Annotated in this window: 22 protein-coding genes, 2 tRNA genes and 1 riboswitch; of the genes, 4 read left to right on the forward strand and 20 right to left on the reverse strand. The window is 41.6% G+C overall.

Annotation, left to right across the window (positions count from 1 at the left end):
* Positions 1-41 precede the first annotated feature (41 nt).
* From flgK to Gferi_RS10865, 18 genes are all read right to left on the reverse strand, one after another.
* Positions 42-1,652 carry a flagellar hook-associated protein FlgK gene (flgK, locus tag Gferi_RS10780; protein ID WP_069976314.1) on the reverse strand — a complete coding sequence of 537 codons (1,611 nt, stop codon included), beginning with the start codon at positions 1,650-1,652 and terminating at the stop codon, positions 42-44.
* Between the two features lie 25 nt (positions 1,653-1,677).
* Entirely contained in the window at positions 1,678-2,175 is a 498-nt protein-coding gene (locus Gferi_RS10785) for a flagellar protein FlgN (RefSeq protein WP_069976316.1), read from the reverse strand.
* A gap of 37 nt (positions 2,176-2,212) precedes the next feature.
* Complete coding sequence (gene flgM / locus Gferi_RS10790; RefSeq protein WP_069976318.1) at positions 2,213-2,488, reverse strand: flagellar biosynthesis anti-sigma factor FlgM; 276 nt, start codon at positions 2,486-2,488, stop codon at positions 2,213-2,215.
* A gap of 79 nt (positions 2,489-2,567) precedes the next feature.
* On the reverse strand, positions 2,568-2,978 hold the full coding sequence (locus Gferi_RS10795; RefSeq protein ID WP_069976320.1) for a TIGR03826 family flagellar region protein: 411 nt from the start codon (positions 2,976-2,978) through the stop codon (positions 2,568-2,570).
* Between the two features lie 44 nt (positions 2,979-3,022).
* Positions 3,023-3,769: a ComF family protein gene (locus Gferi_RS10800; protein WP_069976322.1), complete on the reverse strand. Its 747-nt coding sequence runs from the start codon at positions 3,767-3,769 to the stop codon at positions 3,023-3,025.
* Between the two features lie 74 nt (positions 3,770-3,843).
* Complete coding sequence (locus Gferi_RS10805) at positions 3,844-4,956, reverse strand: GGDEF domain-containing protein (protein ID WP_069976325.1); 1,113 nt, start codon at positions 4,954-4,956, stop codon at positions 3,844-3,846.
* 61 nt (positions 4,957-5,017) lie between these two features.
* Entirely contained in the window at positions 5,018-7,243 is a 2,226-nt protein-coding gene (gene recD2 / locus Gferi_RS10810; RefSeq protein ID WP_069976327.1) for an SF1B family DNA helicase RecD2, read from the reverse strand.
* 82 nt (positions 7,244-7,325) lie between these two features.
* Positions 7,326-7,964 (reverse strand): hypothetical protein, encoded by a 639-nt coding sequence (locus Gferi_RS10815; RefSeq protein ID WP_069976329.1) that lies wholly within the window; start codon positions 7,962-7,964, stop codon positions 7,326-7,328.
* A 120-nt stretch (positions 7,965-8,084) separates the two neighbouring features.
* Positions 8,085-8,228 carry a YvrJ family protein gene (locus tag Gferi_RS10820; RefSeq protein WP_069976331.1) on the reverse strand — a complete coding sequence of 48 codons (144 nt, stop codon included), beginning with the start codon at positions 8,226-8,228 and terminating at the stop codon, positions 8,085-8,087.
* A gap of 116 nt (positions 8,229-8,344) precedes the next feature.
* Entirely contained in the window at positions 8,345-8,560 is a 216-nt protein-coding gene (locus Gferi_RS10825) for a DUF2922 domain-containing protein (protein WP_156782377.1), read from the reverse strand.
* Positions 8,561-8,603: 43 nt separating this feature from the next.
* Positions 8,604-8,828: a DUF1659 domain-containing protein gene (locus Gferi_RS10830; RefSeq protein ID WP_069976334.1), complete on the reverse strand. Its 225-nt coding sequence runs from the start codon at positions 8,826-8,828 to the stop codon at positions 8,604-8,606.
* A 58-nt stretch (positions 8,829-8,886) separates the two neighbouring features.
* Complete coding sequence (locus tag Gferi_RS10835) at positions 8,887-9,462, reverse strand: RNA polymerase sigma factor (RefSeq protein WP_069976336.1); 576 nt, start codon at positions 9,460-9,462, stop codon at positions 8,887-8,889.
* A gap of 124 nt (positions 9,463-9,586) precedes the next feature.
* A complete protein-coding gene (gene metK / locus Gferi_RS10840; RefSeq protein ID WP_069976338.1) occupies positions 9,587-10,777 on the reverse strand; it encodes a methionine adenosyltransferase in 1,191 nt (396 codons plus the stop codon).
* Positions 10,778-10,924: 147 nt separating this feature from the next.
* A riboswitch (SAM riboswitch) is annotated at positions 10,925-11,027 on the reverse strand.
* A gap of 69 nt (positions 11,028-11,096) precedes the next feature.
* Positions 11,097-11,294: a DUF3006 domain-containing protein gene (locus tag Gferi_RS10845; RefSeq protein ID WP_069976340.1), complete on the reverse strand. Its 198-nt coding sequence runs from the start codon at positions 11,292-11,294 to the stop codon at positions 11,097-11,099.
* 14 nt (positions 11,295-11,308) lie between these two features.
* The gene (locus Gferi_RS10850) at positions 11,309-12,184 is read right to left on the reverse strand and encodes a ComEC/Rec2 family competence protein (RefSeq protein ID WP_069976342.1); all 876 of its coding nucleotides are present in this window, start codon (positions 12,182-12,184) and stop codon (positions 11,309-11,311) included.
* 41 nt (positions 12,185-12,225) lie between these two features.
* Complete coding sequence (locus Gferi_RS10855; RefSeq protein WP_069976344.1) at positions 12,226-12,693, reverse strand: COG2426 family protein; 468 nt, start codon at positions 12,691-12,693, stop codon at positions 12,226-12,228.
* A 195-nt stretch (positions 12,694-12,888) separates the two neighbouring features.
* Positions 12,889-12,963: transfer RNA gene (locus Gferi_RS10860), tRNA-Glu, on the reverse strand.
* Between the two features lie 7 nt (positions 12,964-12,970).
* Positions 12,971-13,047 (reverse strand) — tRNA-Pro (locus Gferi_RS10865).
* Between the two features lie 162 nt (positions 13,048-13,209).
* Here Gferi_RS10865 and Gferi_RS29030 point away from each other — a divergent pair.
* Together Gferi_RS29030 and Gferi_RS10870 are read left to right on the forward strand one after the other, a co-directional pair.
* A complete protein-coding gene (locus Gferi_RS29030; RefSeq protein WP_257785992.1) occupies positions 13,210-13,335 on the forward strand; it encodes a hypothetical protein in 126 nt (41 codons plus the stop codon).
* 17 nt (positions 13,336-13,352) lie between these two features.
* Positions 13,353-16,181 carry a phosphodiester glycosidase family protein gene (locus Gferi_RS10870; protein ID WP_069976346.1) on the forward strand — a complete coding sequence of 943 codons (2,829 nt, stop codon included), beginning with the start codon at positions 13,353-13,355 and terminating at the stop codon, positions 16,179-16,181.
* A 43-nt stretch (positions 16,182-16,224) separates the two neighbouring features.
* On the opposite strand, the gene Gferi_RS10875 is transcribed toward Gferi_RS10870, so the two are convergent.
* Complete coding sequence (locus Gferi_RS10875; RefSeq protein WP_069976348.1) at positions 16,225-16,713, reverse strand: hypothetical protein; 489 nt, start codon at positions 16,711-16,713, stop codon at positions 16,225-16,227.
* 149 nt (positions 16,714-16,862) lie between these two features.
* Here Gferi_RS10875 and Gferi_RS10880 point away from each other — a divergent pair, with 149 nt between their 5' ends.
* Both Gferi_RS10880 and yyaC read left to right on the forward strand, forming a co-directional pair.
* On the forward strand, positions 16,863-17,042 hold the full coding sequence (locus tag Gferi_RS10880) for an aspartyl-phosphate phosphatase Spo0E family protein (RefSeq protein ID WP_069976350.1): 180 nt from the start codon (positions 16,863-16,865) through the stop codon (positions 17,040-17,042).
* Positions 17,043-17,112: 70 nt separating this feature from the next.
* Positions 17,113-17,655, forward strand: coding sequence for a spore protease YyaC (gene yyaC / locus Gferi_RS10885; RefSeq protein WP_330389661.1), 543 nt, complete (start codon positions 17,113-17,115; stop codon positions 17,653-17,655).
* 3 nt (positions 17,656-17,658) lie between these two features.
* Here yyaC and Gferi_RS10890 read toward each other — a convergent pair whose 3' ends face one another.
* Positions 17,659-18,597: an AEC family transporter gene (locus Gferi_RS10890; RefSeq protein ID WP_069976352.1), complete on the reverse strand. Its 939-nt coding sequence runs from the start codon at positions 18,595-18,597 to the stop codon at positions 17,659-17,661.
* Positions 18,598-18,609 lie beyond the last annotated feature (12 nt).

Here is an 18,609-nt window from a genome sequence, read left to right on the forward strand (position 1 = left end):
GTATACAAAGTTATTCCTTCAGCAACTACCCGGCAAATGTTTTATCTGCCTACCAATCCCATTCGGTTAACGATCACGTCAATCATTTCATCAATCGTTGTGATCATTCGGGCGTTGGCATTATATGCGTGCTGGAATCTAATCATGTCAGCCATTTCTTCATCCAAGGATACCCCCGATATAGACATCCTTTGACTTTCGATCTGATAAAGTAAGACGGCCTGTCCATCTGCAAACCGTTGTGCCTGCTGTGAGTCTACACCCAAGTTGGAAATCAGGGATTTTATAAAGTCTTCCGGTTTTCCCCAATCAAACATATCCGCCATGTCCTTTAACAAATTTATATTCAAGGCATTTTGGCCATTTCCCGGCAGGCCTGCATAGGTACTGCTGGCCGCAATAAGATTTAAGCCTGCATCTCCCTCTAGGGCAGCTGAAATCTTCAAGGTAGAAGCGGTTACCTGTGGGGTTGCATAATACTTTCCATCCATTTTTACAACAGAGATCTGGGTATAGGATGCGCCTAAAGTTGTTCCATTTTCTTTTTCCAACGCCAGTATGGCTTCTCTTTCTGTCATTGGCGGCGGTCCTGTCATTTTGGATGCGATCTGTGCAGAAACATCTACAAATTCGCCTCCGCCCATTTCGAAAAAGTCTATTCCTGTACTGCCATCCAGCCCATATCCTTGCCGGTGCACAGCGTTTACCTGTGCTGCAAAAGTTTTGGCAAAGGTGTTTAATTGCTCCATGTAATAGGGAATTCCTTTTGTATCCCCGCTTACATGATCCCTAGAGTCTAACAATCCTTTTAATTTTCCGCCCTGCGGATTAAAGGTAGAGCCATCTTTCCAAACGACATCACAAAGCCCGGGAACATCTACACTATTTAACTTGTCCTTTCTCATTTGTGTTGTCAGTTCAGAACAGCGGTTATGTGAAACCAAGGCTTTTCCTGTTACCAGTACGGTCATTCTTCCCTGATGGTCTTCAAAAGCATCTATATTCACCAGTTCCGATAATTTGTCCAGCAAAAGATTTCTCTGATCCCGAAGGTCATTGGCTTTACTGCCGTCCACCTCATAGCTGAAAATCTGCTGGTTCAGATCCGCAATTTGCCGGGCATAACCATTAATTTCATCTACAGTGGTTTTTACACTAAAATCCAAATCCTTCTGCATTTTTTCCAGTTGACTGCTCATATGATTAATCGTAGTCGTAAATGCAATGGCCCGTTCCCTTACCAGTGCGCGTACCGTTAAGCTTTCAGGCTCATTGTTTAGGTCCTGAAAAGATGCAAAAAATTGATCCATGACGGTACGTATTCCTGCATCTGTCGGTTCGTTCATAAGGACTTCTATATTGGCTAATACATCTGCCCGCACATTCCATTTCCCATAAGAGTGGTGCTCACTTCTGAATTTCATATCCAGAAATTCATCCCGTATATTTCGAATATGGATATCGTCTACCCCTGTGCCCAGCATACCCCTTCCATTTGGAAGCGTCATAGGCCTGGATGCCTGTACTTCCAGCCTTTGTCTTGTATATCCCGGTGTATTGGTATTGGCAATATTGTGCCCTACAACATTCAATGCCCTCTGGCTGGAAAAAAGTCCCGAACGGGAAATGTTAAGTCCGAAAAAAGTTGACATCTATTCATCCCACCTTTTATATCTTTTATATTTTTACATCAAATACATTTGGTTTGTTTTTTACATTTTTCTCATCTGCCCGGTTTCCGTAGGTACTTCCCTGGGTATTGGCACTGGTGGCCAGATTGATATTAAAATCGATATATTCTAAAGACTGTTGAATCAGCTTTCCATTTAATTCGTTCAATTCTTGAATCTCTTGAAGCACCTTATCCAACTTATCCTTTAAGCCTATTAGCTTGCTTCTGTCCTGCTCCTCCAAGTAGGGTACCAGTTCACCGATACTCCCGACTTCCTTTACTTTCAGCTCATTTAACAGATTTCCAACAATGGCTACACGAATCTTATCTACCTTACCCATATTCAAAATCATATCCTGCTCTAACCCCGTAATATGATCCAGTTCCTTGATATTTCCCTTAATAATAATTTCTTTTTTCTTTTTTGCCAGGTCTATATAGTCTCGATAAATGTCATATTCCCTCTTTAAGACAGTAATTAACTGCTCAACAGATTTTGACATACTGCTCCTCCTTCTCAGGAAATCTTTATATCCTTACTTATATTTTCTTATCAAACATGCTCTCGGCGATTTCCTCCGCTGAAGGATTGTAATTGCCGGATTGTATTTTCTTCGTGATTTCTTCTACTTTATCTGTTCTGACCTCCGGCAGTTTCTTATAGGCATTGTATGCGACTTGAAATGCCCTGGCCTGCTCAGAAATCTCTACCTTGTCTTTTTCTTGCGCGGTTTTACCGCTTCTACAAACACTCTCTGTGTTCTTCCGGTATACATTTAATACCTTTTGTATATTTGGATTATTTGTAATCTTCATATAAAACACCCCCATCATTACCACTATTCTATCCATAGTATCGGCATTGATGGGGGATTCCTTTACCCCTTTTATACGATTATCTTTTCTTTTTCATATCCGTAATAAACATTTTGTTCACTACCTTTTGTTTTTCCTTCTCTGGAGGCTTAAATGCACCTCTCATCTCCTTAGCCATTTCTTCCGCACATTGATCACAAAATCTTCCGGTTCGGATCGCTCTTCCACATCTTTCACAGTCCAGTACGAGGGAGCCGCCTTCACCGGTAATCTCCAGCCTGCCCTGTCTCAAGTATTTTAAGATAAGATCCTCTTCCACTTCGGTTTCCTGAGAAACCTCTGAAATTGTAGCCCCTGGATTATCATACAAATATTCCTTTACTCTTCTGAAATCTTCTTCTTCATTTTTTCTGCATCGCTCACAGTTTTTGTTAAACCCGTCATACTGAAAAATCCGTCCGCATTTTCTGCAGTTTCGAATATCTGCCATTGTACGCCCTCCAATTCAATTGTTATATATTGATTTTACTTAATCTATATATTTTTCCCCGCTGCAAAGGTGATTGCGTAAATGTCTAGCGCTCCGGCCCGAAGCAGCTCCTTGCTGCAGCTGTTCAATGTACTTCCTGTAGTATATATATCGTCAACTAATAGGATTTTTTTAGCCTTAATTTTCTCAGGCTTCAAAATTTGGAAAGCGTTTTTCATATTGATCTTCCGTTCTTCCCGCGATAATTTATTTTGTGTAGCTGTGTCCTTAATTCGGATCAGATTTTTCTCATCCATTGGCCATCCAGTTTGCCGGCTAATATATTGGCTGATAATTTCTGATTGATTAAACTCTCTCTGCCGCTTTTTAGCAGTATGTAAAGGTACTGGAATAATCCAATGCATCTGCTCCAGCTCTTTCTCTTTAATTTTTGCGGTCATCATTTCTGCCATATGATAGGCCAGATACCGTTGTTTCCCATACTTCAACCGATAAAGCAATGTTTTGATCTCTTCATCATAAACAACACATGTATAGCTCCGGGTAAAGAAATGCTTTGTCATCATACAGTCATGGCAAAGCTCCGGCAGATATAACTCCTCCAACGGTTTGCCACACTTCTTGCAGGTCTTTTCCTCCGCAAAATGAATCTTTTTCTTGCAAGAGGCACAGATAGCGTATTTCTCTTTCTTTTCGATAGGGTCTCTGCAAAGGATGCATTCAATATTGCGGGGATAGACAAAATCTAATAGTCCATCAACTAAATTCCATAGAGATTTGTATGCTTCCATTAGCATCTCTCCTTTAAAAAGTGCAGCTTACAAGTTTTCAGATTCTTCACTGCGTTCACAATAACTCGGACATCCTATGCTGTTACACGATCGCCCCCTAATCCTTTTCCCTTGTGCATCTTAATTTCTGCAATACTTACAAGGTTATGGATATCGTTGCTTGCCTCAGGATAGCAGGCCATGCCGATGCTCACGGATATTTCCACCTTCTGATTGTCTAATGCGTCTATACGCTTAGGTACTGATTTAATCTGCATTCGGAGCTGATCTGCCAGGGTACCTGCTTTCTCGTAATCAACATCATGCAGCACAGCAACAAATTCTTCTCCGCCATGTCTGCCTGCAATGCCGCTGGCTTCAACAAAATCTCTTATTACGTTGCCGATTTCTGCTAGAATTTTATCTCCCACAGCATAACCGTAGTATTGGTTGATTAACTTAAAACGATCAATATCTATGATCAACAAAAAGAATTTTTCATTGGTTTCTAGAGCCTTCTGAGCCATCTCGCCTAATTTTCTATAAAAAGCATTATAGGAAAGCAGTCCCGTCAGGCCATCCAGCGTCACACCGACCTGGGGCTGGTGATCCATTGGGCTGTTTTTTCCTGCCGTGCGCATTCCCGTGCCAACATGCTCTATGAAGAGCTTGTCCTCTTCTCGTTCAATTATATTTTTCTGACGTGCTTTTCTATCTGCTTTTCTTGTTTTATACCACTGATAATGGATCGCTCTGCCTATGAAAAAGGCTCCCATATAAAGACTCAGATGCATCAACATAAAATTCCAGGTGACCATGCTGCCGATTGCCTTCGGCAGAGAGAGAAGCATGCAGGTCGGAAGCGCCACAAGCCCCCGTTTCGATCCATAAAGCACCGTAACAGCTATAATGGTAAAAATAAAAACAAGCAAATAGGCATTATTTTCAAATCCCTTTGTATAAATGAGGAATAAATTAGCAATCAAAAAATTCCCCGCCAGAATAATTTGGTTTTTTTTCTGTTCTGAAATATTGGTCAGCTTAAAACATAAAAACAAAGCATTATAGATGATTGCTATAACAGCAACCCATAACACACCGCCGTAGTCCCATTGGGAAAATGTAGTAATGCTCAATAAGAGTACAATCAGAGCTGCAAATCCTCCGGCAATCCTGTGCAATTTTTTATTTTTTTTATTTTTCAACAAGCAATACGCCTCCATAATCAACTGAACATCTCTAATTTATATTGTTTATATACCCACTTCCTTAAAATTCGATCAATCTATCTTCTAAAAATCTTCTCAAGCGAATTCCTAAACCGGTATTACGCTTCGTGATCCGGTGATTATCCACCATGTTTTTTAGACAGCCCTCTTGTCCTACCATAACTACCAATTTTTTAGCTCGCGTTACAGCAGTATAGAGCAGATTCCTCGTCTGCAGCATAGGAGGCCCCCAACTCACCGGCATTACCACTACTGGAAACTCGCTACCTTGGCTTTTGTGAATCGTGATGCAGTAAGCCAGCTCCAGCTCGTCCAATTGACTAAAATCATACTTTACCAGCTTTTCATCATCAAAGAGTACCCACATTTCCCTATCCTCGGCATCAATGCCCTGAATATATCCCATATCTCCATTGAAGACGCCTTCTCCCTCTCCTTCATCCTCTGTTTTTTTCCATTTCAGATTGTAATTATTTTTGATTTGCATTACTTTGTCCCCTACACGGAAGAGCTTTTCCTTCATTTCCTTTTCTTCCTTATATGGGCCTTTTGGATTTAAAATTGCCTGAAGTTGGTTGTTCAGCTGCAGCATTCCTACCACGCCTTTTTTCATAGGCGTGAGAACCTGGATATCTTTAATGGGATCAAATCCGTTAAATTTAGGCAGACGCTCCTTACACAATGCCTGTATAGTTTCTGCAATACTCTCTTGCTTTTTCTTTGATATGAAATAAAAGTCCTTCTCTTTTTGATTGGTATAAGGATATTCTCCTTTATTGATTCGATGGGCATTTACAATGATCATGCTTTCCTGGGCCTGACGGAAAATTTTATCTAGCTTAACGACTTTAAATATATTGCTTTCAATAATATCCCGCAGTACATTTCCAGGTCCTACGGAGGGCAGCTGATCCACATCTCCAACCAATATCAATCGTGTACCCGGCAGTATGGCACGCAGCAGTGCCTTCATCAGCAAAATATCCACCATAGACATCTCATCAATAATTACTACATCTGCCGCCAGCGGCTCATCCTCATCTCTTCCAAAAGCCATCCCCAAATCATCCTCTGCATAGGCATACTCCAGAAGGCGATGAATGGTTTTAGCTTCTCTTCCAGTCGCCTCACTCATTCTTTTGGCAGCACGGCCCGTAGGTGCTCCTAACACAATGCTGAGGTTATTCATTTCAAACATCCGAATAATACTATTAATCGTAGTTGTTTTTCCCGTTCCCGGACCTCCAGTAATCACGGACACCCCGTTTTGTGCAGCTTCTTTGATTGCGTGTTTTTGATTGTCTGCCAGTGTTATCCCTTCTTCATTCTCCATTTTTGTGATAAGTGCGTCGATATTTTCTCCAATGGGAGGAATTTCTGTTTTTGCTAACTCTATGAGCTTTTTGCAGACATAGGTTTCTGCAAAAAAGTATGCCAGTCCAAACACGACAATCTCACCCTCTAGATTTTCTAATTGAATCTCATTATTGAGAGCCAAATTCATAAGAGGTTCTTCCAGCAAAGCCATCTCTACCTCCAAGAGCCTTGCAGTTTCTCTTAGAAGTTCTTCCCGGGGCGTATAGGTATGGCCCTCTAGATTGCTCTGCATCAGCATATATTTTAATCCGCACATAAGCCGATAGGCTGAACGGGGATCAATGCCCATTCTTTTCGCGATAGTATCTGCGATTCTAAATCCAATTCCGATAATATCGTCAGCCAATCGGTAAGGATTTTCTTGTATCAGTCGGATGGTTTCTTGACCATATTTTTTGTATATTTTTACTGCATAGTTTGGCGTTACACCATATTGCTGCAAAAAAAGCATTACCTCCTGCAGTTCCCGCTGCTCCTGAAAAGCCTCTGCAATCAAATTGGCCTTTGCCGCTCCGATTCCTTCAATCTGCGTCAGCAAATGAGGTCTGTATTGAATAATATCCAGTGCATCTTTACCAAACTCGTCCACAATCTTCTTAGCAGTTTTAGGGCCTATTCCCTTGATCAAGCCAGAAGCCAGATAGTTCTCTATCCCTTCTAGGGTGTTAGGTGCCACCTGCCTGTAGCTAAGGATCTCCAACTGCTTTCCATAGACTGGATGAACAATCCATTTTCCGCTAAAAGCAATGGTTTCTCCTTTATTGACAATCGGCATGTATCCTACCACTGTAATATCTTCATCCGTTGTATCTACTACAGCGACAATATATCCGTTAGCCTCATTATAAAAGACAATATCGGTCAAGACTCCTTGAATTTCTATGGTCATAAATGCCTCCATGCAAAAATCTAAAGTGATAATAATATATTTTTATTATAGCATAGGGTGAAAGTCACGCATCTATAAAATATTATTCACTTTTAATTTTCAATTCTTCATTTCTATGGATTAGCGTTCCTTTTTTCAGCACCCGCCTTAGCTCCAGTATCTCCTTTGTGAGTATGGCAATGTCGGCTTTAGTGGCTGGATGCTCACAGGTTTCATAAAAGACATCCAACGCCTCCCTTACACCTTCGCCACTCTGTACGGTTGGAATATTGCCTGCTACCAGCTTGGCCTGATTGATTTGCCGCCTTACCGTCTGTAATTTGTGAAGACTTGGAACCTTTATCCCCGATTGCAGGCAGATCACTGTATATCCGTTCTGTTCCTCCAGGCTTTCTATGCCGTATAGATTTACATATCCATAGGCACCATCCTTTCCGAACATAGGCTTTCTCATTTTTAAGGGTATTAATAATAATCTGGAATGAATCGGCAAAGGCACGCCTAATTGCCGGTGGATGATCGTCCCATATTTTTCTCTACAAGATTCCATATGTATGGTGTAGTGTTTGCAAAGCAATTTCAATACTGTTTTAATCATCCTTTTATCAATAAAACATGTCCCCTGATCTGTAATCAGCTTCGTAGCATTTCCTGTATTTTGCTGGTAAATCGGTATCAAACAACATATTCCCATTTCAAAAATTTCTACTATATTTTCCATGTCATCACCTCACTTTGTTTTTCGAACATATGTTCTGCTTCTTTTATTATACTCTGTTGCTTTTTTTATGTCTACTATAAAAGGAACAATTTTGAAATTTTCCAAAATTGTTCCTTTTATTTACTTAAGGCTTTCAATTACTTTGGATAATTCATTTATACTTGCACTGAGACTCTCTAGCTTCCCCTCAATCCGTACCAGCAGATAGATCGAAACAGCAATGGGAAATCCCAGATTGGCTATGTGAAAATAGATTTCCTCCATCTTGCCCCTCCTTGAAACCCCTTTACACAATGGATATTACGGGTTATACAAAAAATCTAAAACTTTTTAGAAAGTGCCTTGAAATACTTGCTTTCAAGGCACTTTCCGAGCTATTACTATACCAATTCTTCTACATTTGTGGTAATGATTTTAGCCCCTTCTATGGCTACGAAATCTCCTCCGCTGGTTTTGAAGATGTTTTTTTCAATGATCGTCTGCATAGCCGCCTGAACATCACTTTCCGATAAATCTATTTTAGCATTTTCAACAGTGATTTTATTCGTTCTTCCCAACTGATTTTTAAATACCATTTCCAGTTTTTTTTGACTCACAATTTCACCCCCTTTCTATTTGCCAGCTCGGCGACCCAATTGCCTAAGCTTGGGTCATTTCCTTTTCATCCAGCCTTCCCACACGAATTACATCGTTTGACTGCAAACTCGTAAGGATATCCGCTATGCTATAAACATCCTCATCAGCTGCAGAAGCTTTGATGCCCGTGTAAGTCTTGACTTGGGTCATTTCTTTTCCATTGCTGTCTGTTCCCAGGCTGAAAGTAATTTTTAACTTTGAATCTAGTGGGGTTACATTTACCGGCATGCTCATCACCTCCTTTCATTAGTTAAATGGCAACTAGAGGTGATGTTTAGTACGCATTTTAAATATTCATTATCAATTTTTCTCTCAACCGTTTTAGTCCCCTTTCTTTGGTTTTGACTACTGTTTGATAATGTACCCCCAGCTGTTTTGCAATCCGGCGCATGTCCATACCACAACCGTAATAAAGCAGTATCACCCGCCTCTGATGGGCTGACAACTCTTGTATTGCTGCTGCAAGAGCCATTTGAGTTTCTGTCTGCACCAGCCGTTCCTCAACATTACTGCTTGTATCAGGCAACCTTTCAATGAATGGAGCTTCCTTTTCCAGCAGATCTCCGGCATCATATAAAGAAGTCTCTTTTTTACTGCGTTTTCCCTTCTCCATATAGAAGTACTTCAGCTGCACTTTCACATAGCCTAGATAGGGAATTCCTTTTGCAGCATCAAATTTGTCCAGCAGTTCCAGCAGTTTTAGACAGCCCTCTTGCAGCAGGTCTTCCCGGCTTTCCGCTCCAAAGTAATATCTTCTCGCAGATGCATGGATCAAAGGCTTTAAACGCTCTATCAATTCAGCAACAGCATCTGCTTCATTTTTTTGTGCGCTGTCTACTAAAGATTGGATATCATCTTTCATTTATCTTCCTCCAAAATTTTGGAGGACCGGTCCTCAGAATCCCATGGTATACAGCCATTTTAGCGGAGATATGCAAAAAAAGAAAAAGCCGACTTTTTAAAAGTCAGCTTTAGGTTGGGTTTTTTTAAGCTTCGAATGCTTCTTTTCTAAGGATTTCTGCTTTGTCCGTTCTTTCCCAGCTTAGATCCAGGTCTGTTCTTCCAAAGTGTCCATAGGCAGCAATTTGTCTGTAGATCGGGCGTCTTAAATCCAAATCACGGATGATGGCAGCAGGTCTTAAGTCGAAGTGCTTTTTCACCAACTCCACCAATTTTTCTTCTGCTACTTTTCCTGTTCCAAAAGTCTCTACCAAAATAGATACCGGCTGCGCTACCCCGATGGCATAGGCTAATTCGATTTCGCACTTATCTGCCAAACCGGCAGCTACAATATTCTTTGCTACATATCTTGCAGCATAAGCAGCAGAACGGTCAACCTTTGTAGGGTCTTTTCCGGAGAAAGCACCGCCGCCGTGTCTTGCATAACCGCCATAAGTATCCACAATGATCTTTCTTCCTGTCAATCCGGCATCCCCTTGTGGTCCACCCACTACGAACCTGCCTGTCGGATTAATGTAGTACTTTGTTTTTTCATCTAGCAGATTTGCAGGCACGATCTTACGAATTACATGTTCGATCATATCTCTTTCGATCTGCGGTTGATTTACCTCAGGACTGTGCTGGGTGGAAATTACGATGGTATCAATGCGTGCCGGCTTGTCATTCTCATATTCTACCGTAACCTGTGTCTTCCCGTCTGGTCTTAAATACTCTAATGTACCATTTTTTCTAACCTCGGATAATCTTTTTGCAAGCTTATGGGCTAATGCGATTGGAAGCGGCATTAATTCAGGGGTCTCGTTGCAGGCAAAACCAAACATAATTCCTTGGTCGCCGGCACCGATGGCTTCAATTTCATCTCCCATTTCTCCTTTTTTGCGTTCAAGTGCTTCATCTACACCCATAGCGATATCAGGAGATTGTTCATCAATAGAAGTCAATACTGCACAAGTATCGCTGTCAAAGCCGTACTTCGCACGGGTATAACCAATTTCTTCAATCGTTTTTCTTACTACCTTTGGAATGTCTACATAACATTTTGTAGTAATTTCACCAGCAACCAGAACCAATCCTGTAGTAACAGATGTCTCCGCTGCCACACGGGCTCCTGGATCTTGATCAAAAATAGCATCTAATATGGCATCGGAAATCTGGTCACATATCTTATCAGGATGCCCCTCTGTAACAGATTCTGAAGTAAATAATCTTCTTGTCATTTGTTAACCTCCTTGATTATCTTTTTATATTTATGTAAATCGTAATAAGGTATTCATATATTTGGATCAGCAACCACAAAAATATTCTACCCTAAAATCCAATAAAAAAAACCTCTTCATTACAAGAAGAGGCTGTCGTTAGTATTGTCCTCATCTTCCAGAATACAAGTTCTGTAGGATTTAGCACCGCGTAATTCTACCGGTTGCCGGGCTTCATAGGGCCTATCCCCTCCGCCGCTCTTGATAAGGCATCAAGATTTCTATTCAATTTCGCCAAAAAACATGTTATCACTTTCAAAATAAAAAGTCAACAATTATTTTACTCCCATAGCCGTTTTGCCTTTTCTTCGATTCGCTCTCTTCGCCGCCGGGTCCCTTCATGATCAATCTTCAGAAAGATTTCGAGCAAATCCCCTTCTTTGGCTCCCAGCGGCAGCAAAGCTGACGGCAGCATAATCGTCTGACCATTCCATTCTATTACGGCCGTTTCTTCCTCAATCCGATCCAACACAAACATCACTGATTCACTCCTCACTTCACAGAAATTGTTTTTCCGTCACTCCGGAAAACAACCGTGCCATCTTCATCGGTTCGATAGATTTCAATTCCCTTTTCTTCTAGTTTCTCCATGATCTCTTTATGGGGATGTCCATAGGAATTATCCTTGCCGCACAGAATCACTGCGTACTTGGGATCAACGGCTTTGAGCCATTCGTCTCCTGTAGACGTCTTACTGCCGTGATGTCCCACCTTTAATACACTTGCCTTAAGCTTTGTTTGCGGATAAGCTCCCAACATTTCGCTCTCTGACAGCTCCTCTGCATCGCCCATAAATAAAAACACCTGGCTGCCGTACTGAAGACGCAGTACTGCACTATAGTTGTTCAACTCCTTGTATTTTTCAGACACCGGTGCTAAAAATGAGGCATCCACCCCTTGAAGATTTAGAGACACTCCCGCTTGTGCGGTACTGATTTTAAGTCCTTTCCGATCTACGGCATCCAATACATCTTCAAAGGTTTTTGTATTGTGAAGCACTTTTGGCATATATACCTTTTCTACCGCAAAGTGGTCAATTACGCGATCCAATCCTCCAATATGGTCCTCATGGGGATGTGTCCCAATAACCGCCGAAAGATTTGCAACACCATGATTGCTTAGATATTCTACCACCTTGTCGCCATACCGGTTTCCACCTGCATCTATCAGTATATTTTGATCCTGCGGTGCTTTAATCCATATGGCATCCCCTTGTCCCACATCGATAAAATGTACCTCCAGCAGACCGGCCTCTTGGCCATTATTTTGCTGTAACTGTACCTCCAGGTCTTGTAAAAGTCCACAGGATGAGGTGAATAGAACGATAAAAAATAATAGTAGTGTAAATAGTGCTTTGTTTGACTTCATTGGCTTCATCTCCTACTTGGATTATTCATTTTTTCCCATATCTAAAATCTTATCGCCATATGACTTAAGGTCATCATAATCACTGCAGCAATACAATTGCCTGCAAAAATAACAGCAAAAGCAGGCTTCACCCGCATATCCAGCAGAGAGGCTGCAATGGATCCACTCCACACTCCAGTGGTTGGGATGGGTACAGCAACAAAAAGGAGCAGTCCCCAGAGGCTGTATTTTTGAATCCGGCTTGTTTTTTTCAAAGTTCGATGGGTCACCCATTCTACAAATCTTCTAAATGCGGGCATCTTACGAAGCTTCCTAAAAATAGGCTTTAAGAACAGCAATAAAAAAGGTACCGGAATCATGCTTCCTACAATGCCTAAAACCATTGCATGCAGGGGACTCATTCCCAACGATACGCCCATAGGAATCGCCACCCGAAGCTCCATTACCGGCATGGCAGCAACCATCAGCACCATAATCTCTTTTGTCAAAAAATCCAAAATTGTACTCATCCCTAGCTCCCTCAGTTAGTATTTTTCAGAACCACAAAGTATTTGTTTCCTGCATCTATATTTCCTTAAAACCATTATATAGGAATCTTCAGCTTTTATGAACCTTTATTTATCTGCCAAAGTATGTATAAACAAAATAAAAAGGATTGAAAGCTCTTTAGAACTTTCAACCCGCTTTTTATCCCTCACGTAAATTGGTGACCCATCCGGGAATCGAACCCGGGTTACCGCCGTGAAAGGGCGGTGTCTTGACCGCTTGACCAATGGGCCGAAAAAATGGTCGGGGTGGCAGGATTTGAACCCGCGGCCCTCTGGTCCCAAACCAGATGCGCTACCAAACTGCGCTACACCCCGTTTTTGTCACTACACTATTATATGCTACAAGAACTCAAAATGCAACATGAATTTTCAAAAATTTTATCCCATTAATTGGAAACTTCTCCATGCTTTTGTAACAGTATCTTAATATAACAAACCCGGTTCTTTCGGTATAATGAAAACATGGGGGACAACTACATGAACAAATCTTTTCAAGAGCTGCTGAAACATTTTCCAATGATTTACGTCTTAATTAGGGCGGTGTTTTCAGATGTAAGCTTTACCGGACAACTAAATACTGTACATATAACATTTATCACCTAAGAAAGGAGCAATGATCTATGCTAAATCGCAAAAGACTTTTCACACTGTTACTAACCTTCGTTACCCTGTTTTCTATTAACCTGGATGCCCTTGTCTATGCGGACTGGACTACCTCTATTTATGAAAACAGGAACACAACCACGATCGCAAAGGGTGTCATCCATGAGCATATTCAGCGGTTTACCGATGCTGGCTGGCTCAACATTAACGTCCTGCGCATCTCTCTGTCGGAGCCTTCCAATACAATAGACCTGCTAATGGGCCCCAATGGATTAAGTGAAAAAGCAAGACTATCTGAAATGGTAAGTCAAAACGAAAGGGTTGTTGGTGCTATCAATGGAGACTTTTTCATGACCAATAATTCTTCTACTATCGGGCCAATGGTTCAAGACGGTCAGTTGCTTGCAACCCCATTCTCCAAGCCTGATCAGATGGCAACCTTTAATATTACCAATGAGGGCATGCCCTATATCGCCCCTTGGGTATACGCAAAAATAGAACTGCAGGACAATAATGGACTTGCACTAAACGTCGGTCTTGTCAACAAAGAAACCGACTATAATAGCTCTGTAATTCTCTATACACCACAATGGGGAGCAGAAGCACCAGCCCCCCACAAAAACCTTACAAATCCGACATATCTGGTAGTCGAAAATGATACAGTAAAACAAATCGCAGCAGCCTCTGCAGATGGCATTGCCATTCCTGCCAATGGTTATGTAATCTTGACTTCCAGCAGCAGTTCCGATCGTATCCGCCAATCTCTCCTGGTGGAAGATCCCGTATCTCTGTCCTTTACTGCTGAACCGGATTTAAATAATCTGTCCTTGACCCTTGGCGGCGGTGCAACCCTGGTAAAAAATGGTGTTGCTGCTTCTACTTTCACCCATAATATCACAGGAAGCCATCCAAGAACGGCCTTGGGAATCTCCAGGGACAAGCAGGAGGTTCTTCTTGTAACCATTGATGGCCGTACTTCCTCCTATACAGGGGTAACCCAGCAGGAGTTAGCCAATATTATGGTTTATCTCGGTGCCTATGATGCCATGAATCTGGACGGCGGCGGTTCTACCGAAATGATCGTCAGACCTTTGGGGGAGAACAATAAAAAAATCGCCAACAATCTTTCTGATGGCGGTGAAAGACGCCTGATGAATGGAATCGGCGTTGTGAACAACGCTCCAATAACAGATTTGTCGGGCATCATCCTTGAAGTCCAAGATAAAAATGTATTTGTCAATACTTCCAGAGAATTGACATTAAAAGCCTATGATAAAAACCATAATCCTCTGAATGTAGATTGGAGCAGAGTATCCTGGGAAGTATCCGGGGTCCAAGGCACTGTACAGGGCAACAGCTTCCGTCCTACGACTGCGGGAAGCGCCTTGATTACAGCGCAATACGATGGCACTGCTGCAAGCTTGGCACTCCGTGTATTGGACAACCCGGTACGTCTCAGCCTGTCTCCGGCTACCCTGAACTTAGGCGCGAATGCCGAAAAACAGATTCAAGCAACTTTGGTTAATGGAGATGGTTATAGTGCATCCATTCATCCTAGAGAATTAAACTTTTCGATCCCTGCCGGATTGGGTACAATGGATGACAGAGGATTTTTTAGAGCCTCAGCACAAGGAGCCACTGGTTTGATTCAGGCCACCTATGGAAATCTAGAGGCATATATTGCTGCAACAGTAGGTACACAGGACCGGGTAATCGATAATTTTGAAAAACTCAGTGGTACTTTCCTCTCCTACCCGACGGAAGTCAAAGGAAGCTATGAATTGGCTTCTATTGCGAAGGAAGGGAATTTCTCCGGTAAGTTATCCTATGATTTTACTACAACCGATGCCACAAGGGCGGCCTACCTCGTCTTTAACAATGGCGGCATTTCGTTGGAACAAAGACCTTCAAAAATTGGGATGTGGGTATTTGGCAATGAGGGTGGCGGACATTGGTTAAGAGCTAAGGCCGTAGGAGCTGACGGTACAGCGCAAACCATCGATCTGAGTTCCAGCATCGATTGGGAGGGGTGGAAATATGTAGAAGCCAATATCCCAAGCACGATGAAAGCACCGATCAAGCTTGAAAGAATTTATGTGGTACAAACAGATCCATTGATTAAAAATACAGGAAGTATCTTAATCGATCAACTGACTGCCTCTTATCCTATAAGCTACCAAGGAACAGTCCCTGCTCCTGCAAGTACCGCCGATAAGAGAAATGTAAAAGCAGAACTAAAAGGCGAAAATTCGTTCCGGTTCTTTGCCCATGGATTGGTAAGCGGTATTGATACACTCCAAGACAATATGGCTGTAACCAAAATGGCTGAGTTGGCCAACAAAGAGACAGAGATGAGTCTTTTTACAGAGGCAGTAGATCCTTCTCTCAGCAAGGCCCTAAAGAATCCTGTATTCCTAGGCAATAGCGGCTATGCCTCCACCAAACATAAAAACAGCCTCTTTATAAAGCTGGATAACACAAAAGGTGGTCTGCGCGAAACCAATGTATCTCAATGGTCTTGGTTCCTGAAAACGATGGAAAATCTAGACGCAGGCAGTGTATTTGTAGTGCTGCCAAAATCGCTTGCCTTCAAAGACCCATTAGAAGAAAAACTTTTTAAGGATACACTTAAGAAAGCCAAAGAAAACAAAAATGCAGACATCTGGGTATTTACACCGAGTACAAACGGCTTTGCCGTAACACCGGAAGAAGGCATACGCTATGTCTCTTTAAAGGCTTTTCCAAAAAACAATGACTATGATATCTTTACCCAACTTCAGTATATGCGCTTTACTGTAAACGATGATCAGGTAACTTATGAAATACTTCCAATGTACACAAAATAAGTAAAAAGTAAATCCGAGGGGCGCTGTCTCTCGGATTTACTTTTTATTTGGCCAATAAACTGTGCAGTAAATTCAACTCATGTTCAAACAGATTATCATATAAAATATCTTGTACCTTTCGAACTACATCCTCAGTAACTTCTTGATTCAAAACAGTCTTTAACTGCATTGCATTATCATATCCTATTCCCTCTAACAGATTCCTCACCCGCTCCTGATCTTCGATAGAAATACCTTTATTCACATTTCCTGTGTTGATTTTTTCTATGTAAACCTGAATAAACCGCTGTAACGTTGCATCATCGATAACCGGTTGATCCTGTGCCTGTTCTCCTACAATAAAATCATCAAAGTATAAATCTTCCCGAGGGTTTACCTGGACGCTATCTCCCAGCTCACCATAAGGAAGATATCCCGTCATATGATTGGGTATAAAACCATTCTCTTGAGGCGTCATACTGATAATACCAAGAACTGTAATAACGGTCAATGCTACTAAGACCATGACGTTTCCACTCTTTAAAGGCGCCATGATAATTCCTCCTTATTGAATATTCTCTATTCAATAGTATGGGAATATCAGCTGTTCTTTATGCACTTGTTTCTATGAATCATCTTGCTATCTCTTTTTTTTTAGTATAAAATGATGAGAGTATTATTGTACAAGAGAGAGGTGTAGTGATGACTGCTGCTACAGAGTTGTACCTGGAAATTGAACTGCTGCGTAAAAAGCTTTATAAGCTGATTGAGGAAAATTCTCTCGATGTAAACCTTGAAGAAATCATAAACGTCAGCAGAGAGTTGGATCAGTTAATTTTAATTTACCAAAAAGAAGAGTACTTAAAAGAACGTAAAGAATAGTACTTATCATTTATGTCATTATACCTGCCACCTTCTTATATACATATTCATATAAGGAGGTGTTCTTTATTTGAGAAAATATAATCCACTGCATCCCACAGGCATTCAAGTTCATTTTACCGACGAAAATGCACCCATGGTTTTGTGTGAAGTACTGAAAGCCCATATGTTTGAACAGACTATCATCCTTTGTATCGGTACAGACCGCTGTATTGGCGATGCATTGGGCCCTTTAGTCGGTACCCTTTTAGAAAATAGAAACTTCAGATATCCGCTGTACGGCAGCCTGGATCATCCGATCCATGCAATCAACCTGGAATCTTCTTTAGAAAAAATTAAGACAGAACATCCCGATGCCTATGTCATCGCTATAGATGCCTGCCTTGGTCAAGAAAATCTGATCGGTAATATCCATATAAAGAATGGTCCCATCTATCCCGGCAAAGGAGTTGGTAAATCTTTGCCACAGGTGGGTCATTTATCCATCGTTGGTATTGTAGATAAACTTCAAAATGATGATCTCTACGCCATTCATCACATCCGTCTCAGTCTGATCATGCACATGGCTCAAATTATTGCCGATGCTTTTATGCTGGCAACCTATTTGAGTTAGACTTTACAACAGCATTGCGATGGCAGGGATTGTCGCCATCGATAAAATTGTTGAAACAAACACTGACTGGGAAGCCAAGTGATAGTCATTTCCATATCTTGTAGACATGATGGCACAATTCGCAGCTACAGGCATAGCCGTTATTAGCACGGGAATCCCTACCATCATTCCCTGGAAACCCAGTGCCCTTAAAACACCCATTACTATTAGTGGAATCACCAAAAGCCGCAAGCTGCTTGCAATAAATATCTTTCCATTGGCAAATATCTCTTGTATTTTTGTATCTGCCAGTATAGAGCCAATAAAGACCATCGATAAAGGTGTAGAAGTACTGCCGATCATCTGAAAGGCAGAGAATACCGGTCCCGGCAGCCGTGTAGAAGTCACGAAGAGGCAAAAACCTGTAAGAACAGAGATTAAGCCTGGATTGATCAGCAGTTTTAAGTCAATACTTCCCCGGCTGTCTAAAACCGCAGCTTTTTTCTCCATCAGGGGCCTGCTTAGAACCATTACCCCATAGGTCCAAAGGACTGCATTGAAGGGTAAATTGTACAGGGCGGCATAAAAAACCCCCTGCTCTCCATAGATGGCATTCACAACAGGGTAGCCCATGAATCCAACATTAGAAAATACAGTAATAAACTGAAAAATATCTCTGGCAGATCCTTCTATTTTTAACACGCTGGGTACAAATGCTGCAATACATATAGACAACGCATACACCGCACAGGAGATCAGCACCAGCGCACCGCTTTTCACCAGCGCTTCAGTGGTAAAGCTATAACTGCTTAAAGAACTGATAATCAATGCCGGAAGTGCTACGCTAGTAACGAAACTGCTAACATCCCGATTCATATCATTGCTGATAACCCCAAGTTTTTTGCTGATATATCCAACAACAATCAGTAAAAATAGAATAAATATCTGATTTAGTGTTTCCAACGAGCATCCTCC

The sequence above is a fragment of the Geosporobacter ferrireducens genome (genome assembly GCF_001750685.1).
Lineage (GTDB): Bacteria > Bacillota > Clostridia > Peptostreptococcales > Thermotaleaceae > Geosporobacter > Geosporobacter ferrireducens.